Origin of the sequence: Curtobacterium sp. MCJR17_020 (genome assembly GCF_003234365.2) — a bacterium.
GTDB lineage: Bacteria > Actinomycetota > Actinomycetes > Actinomycetales > Microbacteriaceae > Curtobacterium.
In genome coordinates this window covers 1,329,832-1,344,758 of record NZ_CP126260.1, presented here as the reverse complement: position 1 = coordinate 1,344,758, position 14,927 = coordinate 1,329,832, and the positions used below count along the sequence as shown (strand labels likewise).

The following is a 14,927-nucleotide window of genomic DNA, read 5'->3' as shown; positions in this document are numbered from 1 at the left end:
GCAACGTGCTCAGTGACAGGCCGTGTCGAGGGCGACGATCCGGCTGGTCGAGCCGATGCCGTCCCCCCACGTGAAGCTTCCGTGCAAGTCCGGAGACCCGGACACGTCGTCCGTGAACTCCAGCCGGCCCGAGCTGGCATCGACCTTCTGCTGCTGCAGATCAGCACCCGGCACGGTCGCCTCGACCGCTGCCCGGACCGCCGCAGCGGCGCGGACTGGGTCGACGGAATCATCGAGGAAGAGGTCCCACCGGTAGAACACGCCCGCCTTCGGACCGTATCCCGCATCGCATTGCCCCGTGGACGGGGTGACGCGGACAGACCGCGCCGCGGCCGACCCCGTCGGCAATGGCTGCCCCGCCGGGACGATGTCGTCCGGTGTGATCGCCAGCGCATCCAGTAGGGCCTGGCTCACCGCGTCGAGTCGCTGCTTCGTCGCGGCCCGGCGTGCGGGAGCGTCGCGCTCCGCAGCCCGACCCGCCGGCGAGGCCGCGCTCTCCGATGCTCGGGCCTCGGCTCTCGCCGTCGCCAGCACCTCTGACCGCGGGTTCTCCCGCTCGTACGCCGCCTGCAGCCGCACCGAGGTCCGGATGATCGTCACCGACCCGGGGACGATCGTGCAGAGAGCGATACCCAGCGCCACAGCTCCGACCAGGAGCGCTGCACCCGGTGTCCCACGAGTCCGCCGCACGTCGACGATGCCCCAAACCAGCGCCCACCCGGGGATCCCGACACCGAGCACGATCGCGACGATTCCGTAGCCAGCGAACCCACCGGGACCGCCGCCGTCACCACCGTCGCCGCCGTCCTGCCCGTAGCCGGCCAGGAGACCGCCGAGGAAGTACGGCACGAACGCCACCAACAAGGCCACCGGAGCCGCGATCGCGAGGACGACGGAAACCCCGCTCACCCGTCGTCTTGCTCCCGGCCCACTGCCCGACACTTCGGTCACACCACTCCCCCGTCACTCTCTCCCGTCGCCAATCATGATGGGTGTTTCCGAGCGCGTACAGCGCTACCCCTCGACCCGTTCGCCGATCGACCTACGGACGCGCGAACGCATCGGGACCTGATTCTCAATCGTCGTCGCGCTCCGCGCGAAGCGCTCGCTGGCCTGCGATCCGCTGGATCAGCTTCCTCAAGAAGACGAGCTCGAGCGCCACTATGACGGCCAGGCCGAAACTCGCGAATGCGATTCGTGCGGAGCTGATGCCTCCGCTGAGCACGACTGCTGGCAGACCGATCATCAATGCAGCACCGGCGATGACGTTCCACCACGACTCGATGATTCCGGCCGGAGTGCGGTTCGTCAGATCCGCGCGATCCGATGGATCGGTGCGATCCCACCATGACGTCATGCGTGCACGTTACCTGCGCCCTTGCCCCCAGAACTGAGCCACGGTCAATGCGGCGACCAGCGAAACGGACATCGCCGCAAGCGCACTCCGCGATGACCCGTCAGCGGATCCTCTACCGGCCGTGCTTCGCCTTCCGAAGCGCGAAGCGCCACAACCAGGCGCCAGCGCCGAGCCAGAAGAGGCCGAGCGCGATCGAGCCCAGAACCTTTGCGCTCAAGACGTCCATTGGGTCAAACTCACTCGCGACGGCGTCAGTTGGGCGATCTTCTACCGGGCGACTGTCAACCTGATCGCTCGAGGATGTTCCGGGACGACCCGTGCGCAGCCGCCTGGTCGGCGTACCAGTCCCGGAGCTCGTGGTCATCGAGCCGGTCGAGGAGCACGGTGATGTGTCCCCAGGGCAGTTGTCCAAAAGCCTGTTGGAAAACCGAACCCGCCGACCACTCCCCCGCGAACCGGCGCATGTACAACAGCTTCGTCCGTGCTCCCCCACTCCTCATCGCCCTGGCGCTGCAAGATCGTCGCGCCGATCCCCCAGTACAGGCGAATGAGTTCCGTCACGGTCCAGGCTGCCCGACCAACGAAGCGTTCTACGGGACCAGATTTGCCAGGGTGGAGATCCCCCCTCCCCCGAGCGAAGGGCGCCCCCCCCCCCCCCCCCCCCCCCCCCTGGCGCAGAAATTCAGCACGCACCTCGTCGACGATCTCACCGGCAACACCATCGAACGGCAAGGGCTGCACAGTCACGTTCGGTTTCGACGGCGCTTGGGAACTCGCGAACATCCGCGAGTGGGCGAACGCGAACGGCCACGAAGTCTCCTCCCGCGGCCGCATCAGCCAGACTGTCCGCGACGCGTACGAGGCCGCGCACTGACCCCGCTCCCCTTTACGAAACAGCCGCCCCCTCGTGATGACCGGCTCTTCTCATTCACGCCGATACGGCGAATTTCTGTGAAAGCAGCAAGGGTGCGCGTCAGCGGGTGGAACCCGATAATCTCCAGCCGAGACGAAAGTTCATGCCGAGGGGCGGTATGACTCGTCCGTGAAATGGGGAAAAGTGAATACTCCGTTTGTGCTGCCCAGATCGAGAAATCTCTGGCGGACACTCGTCCTGATCGTCATGATTACGGCGCTTGCACTCGCCTCAATCGTGGCGATGTCACCGCCTCGAGCGGAAGCAGCTGGCGCTTGCGGCACCGCCTGCGACGACATCTCTGCCGACCCAGCAACGCTCGCGAAGCAGCTCGGAGGGTTCGTCACAGCAGGGAGCTTCACCGCGACAGCCGGTGGCGCGGGGAACACCAACGACCTGTACCGGAACGAGATCCTGCCGATCGCGAACGGTAACCCGGCGCCGGGCTGCCAGCTCGACACTCGTGTCCTGCAGACACTCGTCATCGTGACCAAGAAGTTCGGGTCGTTGCGGGTGAACGACCTCAACCGTCGCTGCCCAACGATGACGCACCCGTACACCTGCGCGCAGAACGAGGGCTCGCTGCACTGCGTTGATCCGAGTGTCGCGATCGACTTCGGATCCGTCGGCGGATCGACCGTCGAGGGTTCCAATTCGCGAACACGTGAGTTGCTGACGTTCCTCGACACCTTCGTCCCGTCAGGCACGCAGGCCGGTCAGTCACAATGCAGGTCCACATGGTCCTTCACGAACATCACCCGTCAGTTCGACGACACCTGCAACCACCAGCACGTCGACTTCAGCAACGTGACCAGCCCGCTCGCGATCGCGCCATCGTCGTACTCGAACGGCACCGCCGTTGCGGTCCGTGCGAACACCGGCACGCTGTGGACGTGGACCGGCAGCGCCGGCACCCCGGGCTTCGCCGCGAACTCCGGCCGACAGATCCAGGACGGCACCTCCCCCGCACTCGCACGGGACGGCTCCAACGCCGCAGCCGCCTACGTCGACCCCAGCGGGACGCTCTGGACCTGGAAGGGCAAGGCCGGTACGACCGGCACCGCCGCTTCTGCTGGAGTCGGCGTCAAAGCAGGCACCAGCCCGGACATCATCTCGCTCGGCGATGGGAACTTCGCTGTCGCGTTCCAAGCGAACACCGGCGATCTCTGGACCTGGACGGGTACTGCAGGATCGACGGGCTACGCGAAGTCCACCGGCCGAGGCATGAAGGACGGCACCAACCCATCCATCACCGCCGTCGGTAGCGGCGTCTCCGTCGCCTACCAAGCCGACAGCGGAAGCCTCTGGACCTGGTACGGAACCCCCGCAACCGCCGGCACTGCCGCGAACGCAGGCCTCGGCATGAAGGACGGCACAAGCCCGGCGATCACGCGAGTCAACGGATCCACCGTTGCAGTGTCCGCGCAGGCCAACACCGGCAAGCTCTGGGTCTGGAGCGGAACCCCGCGCACCTCCGGGGTCGCCATCCAGACCGCTCTCGGGATGAAGGCCGGCACGAGTCCTTCGATCACGCTCGTCGGGTCGCAGCTCGCCGTGGCCGCGCAAGCGAACACCGGAGACCTCTGGACGTGGCGCGGAGCCCCCGGAGACTCCGGGTTCGCTCACTCCGCCGACGTCGGCATGAAGACGGACACCAGCCCATCAGCGGTCACCGAGGGCGACCACCTCGCCGTCGCCGTCCAGGCGAACACTGGCTCGCTCTGGACATGGACCGGCGACGCAGGCACCGACGGCTTCGCTTCCGCCGGCAACCTCGGCATGCGGAACGACCCCGGAATCGGCTAAACCCCAAACATCGGAGCCCGTTCCACTCCGACAACCGATGAAACGCCCTGTCTCCGCTCGCTCGGAGACAGGGCGTTTCCCATCAAGCCCTGACCCAGCGGCTCTTGCGCCGATACGGCGCTCTTATGTCAGTTTTGAACGGCACGTACGGCTTCAGAAGCCATACATGTAGCGGCGAGAGTTGAATGCATCACGTCCGCCTTCAAGGAGCTCTTCCACCCAACCTTCCAGTTCAGGGTGGTCAATTGACCCGAGGCCGCCAGGGGCAATCTTTCCTATGACTTCGCTGCCGTTATCTTCCGCTTGAAGAACTACAAGTTGGTCGGCGTCGCCTAGGACAGGGATATTCGCATTGTGACTCGAGAAGATGATTTGCCTGCCAGTTTTCTCGCGAAGTTGAGGAACAATATCGGCGTTGATGAATCGATTATCCAGGTCATCTTCGGGCTGATCAATCAGCAGTGGACCCGCCCCCCTCTTAAGAAGCAGGAGGAGAAGAGCAGTGGCCCGTTGCCCTGTTGAGAGATGATCAAGGCTACGCCAAATCGGCGAATCCTTCGAGCCAACATTCAGCTGCAAGTCCGTCGTGAGTGGGAATTCCAGCTCCTCCATTTCCATGAATACACCCTCACCCGCGGATGCCAACTCGCCAGCTTGCTTAGTAGTCACGTTAGGGTAGACCTCCCGAATTCGATCGGCGCCGCTTCTACATACCGACGCAAAGGCGGCAACGCTGAGAGTCTCCGCGGTGTCAATAGCAGCTCGAATCAGATCAAAGCGCCCGCCCAGCGAACGAATGAGGTCAGTCAAGGGAGTACGGTCCGCACCGTCATGAAGAGTGGCCTGCAACGTCGCCGGCAAAGCGCGGCGTACTTTCTTTGCCGCCGCCTTCAGATTCCGAATACGAGCAGCACGAGCATCGGCCACTGCGGCCAACAGGTCGGTTCGTTCATCTCGGAGCTTTTCCAAGGTCACGCGCGCGGCTTGCAACTGTTCGGGGTAGCCGCTGAGCGCCTGTTCTTCTCGCTTGAGCGTGAGATACTCGTTCCCGTCAATCCCGTCGGGCTGTAACTCGCGTAGCACCTTGTCAAGCTCCGCTACAATACTCCCCGTTTCGCCCGACCATCGCGACCTAATGGCAGCAAGCTGGGTTTCTGCCGATGCCTTCGCTTCCGATAGCTCTAATTCGGCCACACGAATGGCGTCATTGAATCCAGCGATCACGGCTTCAGCTTCAACCAAAAGATCATCACGAGTCGAGCCCGGCTCCCGCGCAACCGCGGTCAATTGCAATTTGGGAATGACGCTGACTTTGGCACCCGTTAGCGCGTCGCGAGCGCTGTTGAAGAAGTCCTCTTCTCGTTTTACGGTGTTTTGCGATTCGAGCCGCTCCCCAACACCAGCCGCCTCAAATCTGGCGAGCCGCTCAGCGATGATGGGCAACCGCGCAGTCTGACTTGAGAGTTTATCTATTACGTCGAGTTGTTCGACGATTGCTTCACGCGATTTTTTGAGGGCATCACTTGGGGTGGCACTTTCCTCCAACGTCCCCGAGGGCAGAAAAAGTGCTAGAAGACGGGTGAGTTGCTCTCCATCACGCGCGAGGTCGGCAAGTTCCCGTTGGCCGTATATAGCGACATCTCCAAGGACGTCCAATGGTGTCGAATGTAGTGTCTTTCCTTGCTCATCGCGAACCCGTGGCTCCTCCCCATACACGCGACTGATTGTGTAAATGGCCCTCGTGGGAGTTCGAACCTCGATCTCGAGCGTAATCTCGGTTCCGGCGCCGAGAACTTGCTTTGTCATTGAGTCGTGTTCGGTCACAGATCTGGACGCAGTGGGTCGCGCGCCGAGGCAGTAGCGAATGCTTTCTAAGACGGTTGATTTACCCGTTCCTCGCCCTCCAATAAGAACATTGAGTGAATTATTGAAGCGTATCCGCGTATTGCCAAGAAAGCCGCCCTTCCACTCGATCCCGAGGATCCTAGGGTGATCCTGCCTATCGGGATCTTCTCGCGACACTCGAGTCGACGGTGTCCGGAAAGCCAGGTCCAGCCCGCCGGCAGTTCGGCTAGAGAGCTTCACCCAGCTACTCGATCCGGGCTTTGCAACGTCACTCGGGGAGCTGATGTCGGCTGCGCTCAACACTGCAAGTCTATTTTGGCGCTTGTACCCGGCATCCTTGTTAGCCAGAATTGCCGCCTGCCCTTGGGATGGCTTTGCCCCTCCCGGCGCCACCGCATGCAGTAGATCATTTGTCCAAGCCGTGACGGCCGATTGTCCGGTCAACTTGAGAAGGAGGCCTCCCCCCGTAGTCACGTGCGGCGCGATCACGACGGCACTCCACTGCCGCGCTCGTTCTAGGAGATCGACGGCAGAGAATTTACATGGGACCGACTCGTGGCAATCATCCGGAATGCCACACTCCCCTAATCGGCGGTTGATTGCACTTGCCGTCGTCGCCGGGTCGAAGAGAATCAGTAGATGGACACCCTCGGAACTGGTGGCTTCAAATCCCGGAAAGACCAAGAGGCCCGCGGCTTCAGCCTCCGTACGAAGGTCGGCGCCCGTATCAACTGACCAGTGGTCCGTGATCCCAATGGCTTCAATGCCAGCGTCAGTGAGAGCACTCACCATCGCCTTGTTGTATTCAGCCTCGGTTTGGAGGTCCGGTTGGACCTTGCCATTTGCCTTCAGATAGGCGTAGGGGTTCACTTGGAAAGCGCAACGCACCCACTCCGTTCCCCCTGCAAGCTTCGAAAAACGCGACGTCATGACAGTCATCCCCACGGCTAATCGGGACCCGACAGCGGCGTCGGATCCTCAGTAGATATTCTGTCGGACCAACCGGAGCAAAGTGAGGGTTCCGCGTGCCGCGTTCGGGGGGCTTCGCTCGTCGGCACTGGTGGACCCACCGTGGCGGAGCATCCGCGCAGGGCCGCGTATCGCGAATATGGCACCGAGCGTTGACCACTCACATCGAGTAGGTACGGCAAGCGAAGGCGCGGAGGCGAAAGACCGCAGGCCCTAAGCGCCCCGTCGCACGGGGTATGCCTCAGCACCACAGCGCTGATCAACGAGATCTGCGTGGCGTTGGGGTTGAGGTCGCGATTTCCGCTACAGATCTGAGCATGGGTCTGGACCCATCCGCATCAGCCGAGCTGCGCGGCGGCCTTCCGGTACGCGGCGTCAACGATTTGCTGCACCTCGGCGTCCTTTGGGACATCGAACGAGAACGCGGCACCAACGACCACCATGACGCCGAACCCGTCCCCGGCGATCATGCAGGTCGTTCCCGCGACCGTTGTGGCTCCGCGCGCTTCAAATCCGCCGCAGTACGTGGCGGAGCCCCAGGAGCCGAGGTCCTTCACCGTGGTGACGATGGTTTCCTCGGCACCGTCAATGGTGAAGGTGCTTCCCTCGGTTGGGCACCCTCGCACAGCATTCGTGATCGCTTGTACATGCTCGGCGGCGGCTGGGTCGGCGAACGTACCGACGTTGAGGTATGCACCGGTGGACTCTCGGGTCCAGTCCCGACCGCTCTGTGCAGTGTTCTCGAGATCCTCGCCGAGTTCATCGGAGAAGTCGGCGCCACATGCACCGGGCCCCTCCGCGTCGGTCGACGTCGCACCGTCACTGGCGGAGGCACTGCTGGGTTTTTCGGCCCAGCCGCCAACCGGTAGTTCCGCTGTGGTGAGCACCGCCTCAGAGAGCACGCTCTCCGTCATACTGGCATGTGCGGACGGCGTTGCAGTCGCCGTCTTCGTTCCCTCGCCCCGGTCAGTGTCGGCGTTGCCGCTCGAGGCACATCCGCTGAGTGCGCATCCCACCGTGATGGTGATGGCGGCTCCGATGGCCCACGTTCGCTGCTTAATATCCCCCATGGGCCCATCCTGCCAGCGTGAGGGGAACCAGGACAGGTTGCACCGTCCGAACAATTCGCACGTGCGAAGCGGCTACCGCACTCGCCGTACATCTCACGACCCCAACAGGTAGCAGCCTCGGTGCTGAATAGCAGCCCAGTCCGGTAGCCGATCGTCAACCGGGCGGTTCGCACTCCGCTGTCGCAGTGCTCACGGTGACGGTGCGAGCATTCCACTGCACCGCGGGTTCTGGCATTGTCGAGCCGTGCGCCCGTCGACGATCCTCCTCGCCGCCATCACCGTCGTCTTCGGCGCCGCGACGATCGTCCTCGCGGTCTTGATCGGCAACGACGAGGGACGAGCCCTGACCACCGAGCTCCGTCTCGGCATCCTCATCACGTTCGGGTTCGGCGTCGCCTGCGTCACCACCGAGATCAACCACCGCCGGCGGGCGCGCCTACAGCAGAAGGCCGAGATCCATCCAGGTACCGCGTTCGTCACCGCGCACGCGACAGATACGACGGCCGCCGACCTCGCGGCTTGGAGCCCGAGGCTGCGCATCTGGTTTCCGTGCGACCTCGGCTTCGACCGGACGGGCATCACGAGCTGGTCGACGCGCAACGACGGGCAGGGGACACCGATCGCCCTCCGCTCGGAGGTGCTCGGCTTCGATGTGTTCAGCGAGCCCACACCGCGCGGCGTCGCGTACAGATGGGGGATCGTGGTCCACCTTGCAGCCAGAACATCGGGGCCCGGAGCAGTCCACTTGTGGGTGGCCGACGACCAGCCGGCGCAGGACGAGTACGCGATGCGCCGGACGATCAGCCGGATCGAGTCCGCGCTCGGCAGAGGCCGCTGACCAAGCCCGTGCGGTACCGGCGGCTCCGAGCCATGGGGGTCTACCGCTCGAGGCGGTCAGCCCGTCTGGTTGACGATCCCCTTCAGGACAGGATCGTGAGGAGGCGATTCCCGAAGAGTGCTGCGTAGCGTCCCTGCCTCTGAAGAATCTGCTGCACGGAGTCGGCGGTCCGTGGGAGTCGTTGAGCGAAGTGGTCGAAGCCGGAGAGGATCAGGACGAGGCCAGTCTCGGATGCATCCCATCCGTAGTCCGCCTCGGCGACGTCTGACATGCAGTCGTTGAGCGCGTCCAAGTTCTTCCCGAAGTGGCGAGGGAACTGAAGGCCCTTCGCGAAGGCCATGAGCATCTGCTCGTCGTCACTCCAGGCCCCGGCGTCCATCGCTATGACCCGGTAGCCCTCGCGCCGAAGCCACGTCTCAGCGTTACGCAACACAGCATCGTTTCGCAGCCTGCCGACGAACCCGTCCCGGGCGATCTCGAAGTCCAGCCTGTTGCCGAGGATGTTGTCAGTGGAGAATGCTGGCACGCTCGAACCGTAGTACGCCAACAGGTCGCAGTAGGGCCGTGCACGAGGCGCAGAGAGTGGCCGTCGCTGCCCGTCCGCGTCTCTGATGGAGGTCCCGATGGACGTCCGCCAGCCGGTCCCGTCGCGGAACGCGGTGCGTCGATCACGTGAATCCGAGGGGCGCCATGTGACTGCCTTGCACAGCTGCCACCCAACAACGAAGAAGCCCACCGAGATCCTCGGTGGGCTTCTGTCGTCGTGTCAGACACGTTTCGGTCGGGCTGACAGGATTTGAACCTGCGACCCCTTGACCCCCAGTCAAGTGCGCTACCAAGCTGCGCCACAGCCCGCGAGTTCCGGAGAACTCAGGATCCCGGAGGATCCTCGCCCGCTTCCGACCGGAGCGCGAGCGACCGGTCCAGCATAGCGGACGTCAGACCCCCTCCGTGCCACGGCGAGTCGGTCGCACCACCTCACGCCGCGCCGCCAACCACGGCAACCCGAGCCCGACGAGCAACCCCCCGGCCCCGTCTGCCGCCAGGTCCCCGATGGTGTCGTCGTACCCGACGTAGATCGCCGAGTCGACGAAGTTGTGCCCGAGCCACTCCCCCATCTCCCACGCGGCCCCGATGGCGAGCCCCGCGCACAGTCCGAGGACCGCGACGACCACCCGCCGCTCCCCGTCCGGCGCCGGCACCGCGCGCAGGTCAGCGCCGATGACGTAGAGCACGGCGGCGAGCAGCCCGGTGAGCACGACGTGCATGAACTTGTCCCACAGGAACACGCTCGTGTACCACTCGAGCACGCTCGACCACCCCGCGAGGAGCACGAGCACGCACACCGCCAGGTCGAACGCGGGCCGGAGCCCGAGCATCCGCGGCACCACGACCCCGAGCAACGACAGTGCCATCACCGGCAGCGCGGTCCCGCCCCACCCGATGCTCGCGACGACCAGGCTGACGAGCGTCAGGGCACGCACGACGTCGGCCACCAGGAACTTCGGCCGCAGGAACGTCGGCCCGAGCGTGGCGATCACGACGCCCACCGCACGACCGCGTGCACGGCCGCGTGGTCAGAGGGCCACACCCCGCCCGGCCGCCGGTTCGACACGGCGACCCGCTCGACGGTCGCGTCCGGCGTCACGAGGACGCCGTCGATGCGCCGGCCTCCGACGCGTGGACTCCCGTAGTGCGGGTACGTCCCGTACGGCTCACCCATCTGCCGGGAGGCCCGCCCCCAGCTGTCGACGACACCAGCGTCCGCCAGTGCTCGCCAGGGTGCAGACCCTGCCGGACTGTTCCAGTCGGCCATCACGACGGCGGGCAGGCCGCGCTGTCGCACGATCCGGCCGAGGAGTTCGGCGGACCGCAGTCGGGCCCACGGCGAGGCGACGTCGAGGTGCGTCGCGATGGCCAGGAACCGGGCGCCGGTCGCGCGGTCGTCGACGACGGCTCCGACGGCGTGCCGGGGGAAGGACGTGGCCCACGAGCGGGATCCTGGACGGTGCGGCGTGCGGGAAAGAGCCCACGTGCGGCGCTCGACGATGTCGAGGCGCGAGCGGTCGAGGAAGAGCCCGACCTGTTCGCCACCGCCGCGCGCGCCGCGCCCGGCCAGGACGGGCTCCCAACCGGATCCGAGGCCGGCCGTGAGGTCGTCTGCCTGCGTGGGGAGGGCCTCCTGGACGGCGAGGACGGTGGGCGCTTCGGAGGTGACGAGCGCGGTGATGGCATCACGGCGACGCTCCCAGGCGTCCGGGTGTGCGGACGGTCGCGGCACGCGGCGCCGCACGTTGAGGGTCATGCAGTGGACCTCGGGCGACCGGACGGCTCCGATGAGCGGGTGGTCGTCGGGGTGGTGGGGCATGCCTCCCTTCTACGAGACGACACCCGTCGGATTCCCAGGGACCTCTCCGCGTGGCTCGTAGGGTGGCCCGATGCGTTCTCGTCCCACCCCTCGTGTCCTCGTCGCGATCGCGGTCTCCGGACTGCTGCTCGGAGCCGCCGGGTGTACCTCGAGCGGGCCGGACACGAGCCGCCCGAGGTTGGCGAAGGCGTCGGCCGACACCGTCACGGTGGCCGATGCCTCGGACGCCGCAGCCCGGTCCGTCCGCGTCAGCAAGGCCCTGTTCGCGAGTGCTCCGGGAGCGGTCGTCGCCCGGGCCGGCGACACCGACGGGGTCCGTGATGCCGCCAAGGCTGCGGCGAGCGCCCACGTCCCGGTGCTGCTGACGACCAAGAACAAGAGCGCTGCCGTCGCCCGCGAGCTCGATCGGCTCGGGGCTGACTGGTACCAGGCCGAGGGCGATGTGTCGGTCGACACGGACGTCGAACAGCGGAAGGCGTCTGAGGGCGGCGACGCGCCGGAGTCGAACCGGGCCTCCCGGCAGGCCACCGTGGTGGTGGCGGACGCGAGTGCGGACGCTGCCGCCGTGGCGACCGCCAAGGCCGCAGGAGCGAAGCTCGTGACCATGCCGGAGGGCGTGACCGACCCGGCTGCCGCACCCGACGTGGTGACGGCGCTGCACGAGCGGAGGCAGCACCAGACGGTCCTGGTCGGTGCGGCGTTCGACGCGCTGCAGGACCCGGAGTGGACGGTACGGGCGGCCGAGGGCGGCTTCCAGCTGCGGAACGGCGGCCAGCGGCCGTTCGACGGGCACCGCTACGTGGCGCTCTACGGGGCTCCCGGCGCGCCGGCGCTGGGCGTGCTCGGCGAACAGGGGCCGGAGGCCACCGTCCAGCGCGCCGAGCAGGTCGCGAAGCCGTACCGGGCCGAGTCCGACGAGCTCGTGACGCCCGCGATGGAGGTCATCGCGACCGTCGCCGCGGGTGACGCCGGGGCGGACGGCGACTACTCGACGGAGCTGCCGGTGTCGACGCTCGAGCCCTACGTCGACGCCGCACACGACGCCGACATGCCCGTGATCATCGACCTGCAGCCGGGCCGCTCGGACTTCCTGTCGCAGGCGAAGAAGTACGAGTCGCTGCTGAAGAAGCCCGGGGTCTGGCTCGCGCTCGACCCGGAGTGGCGGCTGACGGAGGACCAGGTGCCGCTCGAGCAGATCGGCAGCGTGTCGGCGTCCGAGGTGAACGAGGTGTCCTCGTGGCTGGCGTCGCTCGTCGAGAAGGAGGGGCTGCCGCCGAAGGCGCTCGTGCTGCACCAGTTCCGGCTCTCGATGATCCAGGACCGTGATGCGCTCAAGACGCACCCGGAGCTCGACATGCTCGTGCACGTCGACGGGCAGGGCTCGCAGCCGGACAAGCAGGCGACGTGGAAGGCGCTGCACCAGGGCGCGCCCGAGGGCCTGCACTGGGGCTGGAAGAACTTCACCGATGAGGACACGCCCATGCTGACGCCGTCGCAGACCATGCAGGACGTGCAGCCGACGCCGTCGTTGGTCACCTACCAGTAGCGGCTCGCCTGTCAGCGTTGTCCACAGACGGGAGGCGGTGCCTCCGTTTCGTCGGATGCTCCTGACAGCATGGGGGTATGGAAACCACCGCCCCGCCTTCTGCAGACATCGCCGCCGAGGCACAGCAGGCGCTCGCTGCGCTCACGGGGCGCCCCGACGCGGTCTTCCATCCCGGCCAGCTCGAGGCGATCTCCGCCCTGGTCGAGCACCGGCAGCGCGCCCTGGTCGTGCAGCGCACCGGGTGGGGCAAGTCCGCCGTGTACTTCCTCGCGACCCTGCTGCTCCGTCGCCGTGGTGGCGGCCCGACCGTCCTGGTCTCGCCGCTGCTCGCCCTGATGCGCGACCAGGTGGCTGCGGCTGCCCGCGCGGGGGTCCGTGCGGTGTCGATCAACTCGGCGAACGCACACGAGTGGGGCGAGACTCAGGCGGCGCTCGCCCGTGACGAGGTCGACGTGCTCCTCGTCTCCCCCGAGCGCTTGAACAACCCGAAGTTCCGCGACGAGCAGATGCCGACCCTGATCGCCCGGATGGGCATGCTCGTGGTCGACGAGGCGCACTGCATCTCGGACTGGGGCCACGACTTCCGACCGGACTACCGGCGGTTGGCCGAACTCATCCGGTCCCTCCCCCACGGGGTCCCCGTCCTGGCGACCACCGCGACGGCGAACGAGCGCGTGGTCGAGGACGTCGCCGAGCAGCTCACCGCCGGCCCGGCCGACCCGGTGTTCACGATCCGCGGGTCGCTCGCCCGGGCGTCCCTGCGGCTCGGGGTGCTGACGCTGCCCGACGCACGGCAGCGGCTCGGCTGGCTGCTCGCGCACCTCGGCGACCTGCCCGGCAGCGGCATCATCTACACGCTCACGGTCTCGGCTGCCGAGGACATCGCCCGCCTGCTCCGCGACAACGGGTACGCCGTCCGGGCCTACACGGGGCGCACCGACACCGACGAGCGGGAGCAGCTCGAGCAGCAGCTCAAGGGCAACGAACTGAAGGCCCTGGTCGCCACGAGTGCGCTCGGCATGGGGTTCGACAAGCCGGACCTCGGGTTCGTCGTGCACGTCGGTGCTCCGTCGTCGCCCGTCGCCTACTACCAGCAGATCGGTCGTGCGGGTCGTGCCACCGACAACGCCGACGTGCTGCTGCTGCCCGGGCGTGAGGACCGCGAGATCTGGCAGTACTTCGCCAGCGCGTCGATGCCGACCGAGGCCCGCGCGTCGGCCGTGCTCGGCGCCCTGTCCACCGACACCGCGATGTCGACGGTCGCCCTCGAGGGCCTGGTCGACATCAAGCGTTCCACACTCGAGCTGCTGCTCAAGGTGCTCGACGTCGACGGGGCGGTCCGGCGCGTCACCGGCGGCTGGGTCTCCACCGGGCAGCCGTGGCAGTACGACGCCCCGCGGTACGAGCGGGTCGCTGCGGCACGCGCTGCCGAGGCAGCGTCGATGCTCGACTACGAGTCCACCTCGGCCTGCCGCATGCAGCTGCTGCAGCAGGACCTCGACGACCCCTCCGCGGAGCCCTGCGGCCGCTGCGACAACTGTGCCGGGGCGTGGTTCCCGACCTCGGTCTCCGACTCGGACTCGTCCGGTGCGGCTGCTGCGCTCGACAAGGTCGGCGTCGAGATCGCCCCGCGTGCCCAGTGGCCCTCGGGGATGTCGTCGCTCGGGGTCTCGGTGCGGGGCAAGATCGGCGCCGACGAGCTCGTGCAGCCCGGCCGCGCGGTGGCGCGGCTGACCGACCTCGGCTGGGGCGGACCGCTGCGTGCACTGTTCTCGCCGTCCACACCCGACGCCTCGATCTCCCGCGAGCTCGTCGACGGCTGTGTCCGGGCGCTCAAGGACTGGCCGTGGGAGACCCGGCCGACCGGGGTCGTGGCGATGTCCTCGCGGTCACGGCCGCAGCTCGTGGGGTCGCTGGCCCAGGCGCTGTCGACGATCGGACGGCTGCAGTTCCTCGGCACGCTCGACCGGAACGGCGGCACACCCCGCGGCGACGGTGCGACGAACAGCGCGTACCGGTTGTCGGGCGTGTGGGACACGTTCCAGGTCGGACCCGAGCTCGCTGCGGCGTTGCAGTCCCACGAGGGTCCGGTGCTGCTCGTCGACGACCTGGTCGACAGCCGGTGGACGGTGACCGTCGCGGGCCGCGAACTCCGGCGTGCCGGGGCCGCCGCCGTGCTGCCCTTCGCGCTGGCCACGGTCGCGTAGCCGCCGCG

At 66.8% G+C, this 14,927-nt stretch carries 13 protein-coding genes and 1 tRNA gene; 5 read left to right on the top strand and 9 right to left on the bottom strand.

The genetic code is table 11. The features are described 5' to 3' along the window. Positions 1 to 9: 9 nt before the first annotated feature. The 3 genes from DEJ14_RS06410 to DEJ14_RS06400 form a co-directional block, all read right to left on the bottom strand. Positions 10 to 909 carry a hypothetical protein gene (locus DEJ14_RS06410; protein WP_111086733.1) on the bottom strand — a complete coding sequence of 300 codons (900 nt, stop codon included), beginning with the start codon at positions 907 to 909 and terminating at the stop codon, positions 10 to 12. A 166-nt stretch (positions 910 to 1,075) separates the two neighbouring features. After that, on the bottom strand, positions 1,076 to 1,357 hold the full coding sequence (locus tag DEJ14_RS06405; RefSeq protein WP_146249841.1) for a hypothetical protein: 282 nt from the start codon (positions 1,355 to 1,357) through the stop codon (positions 1,076 to 1,078). Between the two features lie 281 nt (positions 1,358 to 1,638). Further along, a complete protein-coding gene (locus tag DEJ14_RS06400) occupies positions 1,639 to 1,821 on the bottom strand; it encodes a DUF1016 N-terminal domain-containing protein (protein WP_258373384.1) in 183 nt (60 codons plus the stop codon). An 83-nt stretch (positions 1,822 to 1,904) separates the two neighbouring features. On the opposite strand from DEJ14_RS06400, the gene DEJ14_RS19485 reads away from it, so the two are divergent. Then, positions 1,905 to 2,231 (top strand): Lsr2 family DNA-binding protein, encoded by a 327-nt coding sequence (locus DEJ14_RS19485; RefSeq protein ID WP_502868810.1) that lies wholly within the window; start codon positions 1,905 to 1,907, stop codon positions 2,229 to 2,231. Between the two features lie 198 nt (positions 2,232 to 2,429). Next, positions 2,430 to 4,076 carry a hypothetical protein gene (locus tag DEJ14_RS06390; protein WP_284180433.1) on the top strand — a complete coding sequence of 549 codons (1,647 nt, stop codon included), beginning with the start codon at positions 2,430 to 2,432 and terminating at the stop codon, positions 4,074 to 4,076. Between the two features lie 153 nt (positions 4,077 to 4,229). Here DEJ14_RS06390 and DEJ14_RS06385 read toward each other — a convergent pair whose 3' ends face one another. Next, positions 4,230 to 6,851 carry a TrlF family AAA-like ATPase gene (locus DEJ14_RS06385; RefSeq protein WP_349775266.1) on the bottom strand — a complete coding sequence of 874 codons (2,622 nt, stop codon included), beginning with the start codon at positions 6,849 to 6,851 and terminating at the stop codon, positions 4,230 to 4,232. 377 nt (positions 6,852 to 7,228) lie between these two features. Further along, complete coding sequence (locus DEJ14_RS06380) at positions 7,229 to 7,960, bottom strand: hypothetical protein (protein WP_146249703.1); 732 nt, start codon at positions 7,958 to 7,960, stop codon at positions 7,229 to 7,231. 244 nt (positions 7,961 to 8,204) lie between these two features. On the opposite strand from DEJ14_RS06380, the gene DEJ14_RS06375 reads away from it, so the two are divergent. Further along, positions 8,205 to 8,798 carry a hypothetical protein gene (locus DEJ14_RS06375; protein WP_111084621.1) on the top strand — a complete coding sequence of 198 codons (594 nt, stop codon included), beginning with the start codon at positions 8,205 to 8,207 and terminating at the stop codon, positions 8,796 to 8,798. Positions 8,799 to 8,880: 82 nt separating this feature from the next. Here DEJ14_RS06375 and DEJ14_RS06370 read toward each other — a convergent pair whose 3' ends face one another. The 4 genes from DEJ14_RS06370 to DEJ14_RS06355 all read right to left on the bottom strand — a co-directional run bounded on the left by DEJ14_RS06370 (position 8,881) and on the right by DEJ14_RS06355 (position 11,166). Then, the gene (locus tag DEJ14_RS06370; RefSeq protein WP_111084620.1) at positions 8,881 to 9,324 is read right to left on the bottom strand and encodes a barstar family protein; all 444 of its coding nucleotides are present in this window, start codon (positions 9,322 to 9,324) and stop codon (positions 8,881 to 8,883) included. 255 nt (positions 9,325 to 9,579) lie between these two features. After that, positions 9,580 to 9,653, bottom strand: a tRNA-Pro gene (locus DEJ14_RS06365). 83 nt (positions 9,654 to 9,736) lie between these two features. After that, a complete protein-coding gene (locus tag DEJ14_RS06360; protein ID WP_146249702.1) occupies positions 9,737 to 10,339 on the bottom strand; it encodes a DUF2238 domain-containing protein in 603 nt (200 codons plus the stop codon). Continuing rightward, positions 10,336 to 11,166, bottom strand: a complete 831-nt coding sequence (locus tag DEJ14_RS06355; RefSeq protein WP_111084618.1) for an endonuclease/exonuclease/phosphatase family protein — start codon at positions 11,164 to 11,166, stop codon at positions 10,336 to 10,338. Before DEJ14_RS06355 ends, DEJ14_RS06360 begins: the two co-directional genes overlap by 4 nt. 70 nt (positions 11,167 to 11,236) lie before the next feature. On the opposite strand from DEJ14_RS06355, the gene DEJ14_RS06350 reads away from it, so the two are divergent. Next, positions 11,237 to 12,712 carry a hypothetical protein gene (locus tag DEJ14_RS06350; protein WP_111084617.1) on the top strand — a complete coding sequence of 492 codons (1,476 nt, stop codon included), beginning with the start codon at positions 11,237 to 11,239 and terminating at the stop codon, positions 12,710 to 12,712. A 77-nt stretch (positions 12,713 to 12,789) separates the two neighbouring features. Then, positions 12,790 to 14,919: a RecQ family ATP-dependent DNA helicase gene (locus tag DEJ14_RS06345; RefSeq protein WP_111084616.1), complete on the top strand. Its 2,130-nt coding sequence runs from the start codon at positions 12,790 to 12,792 to the stop codon at positions 14,917 to 14,919. Positions 14,920 to 14,927 lie beyond the last annotated feature (8 nt).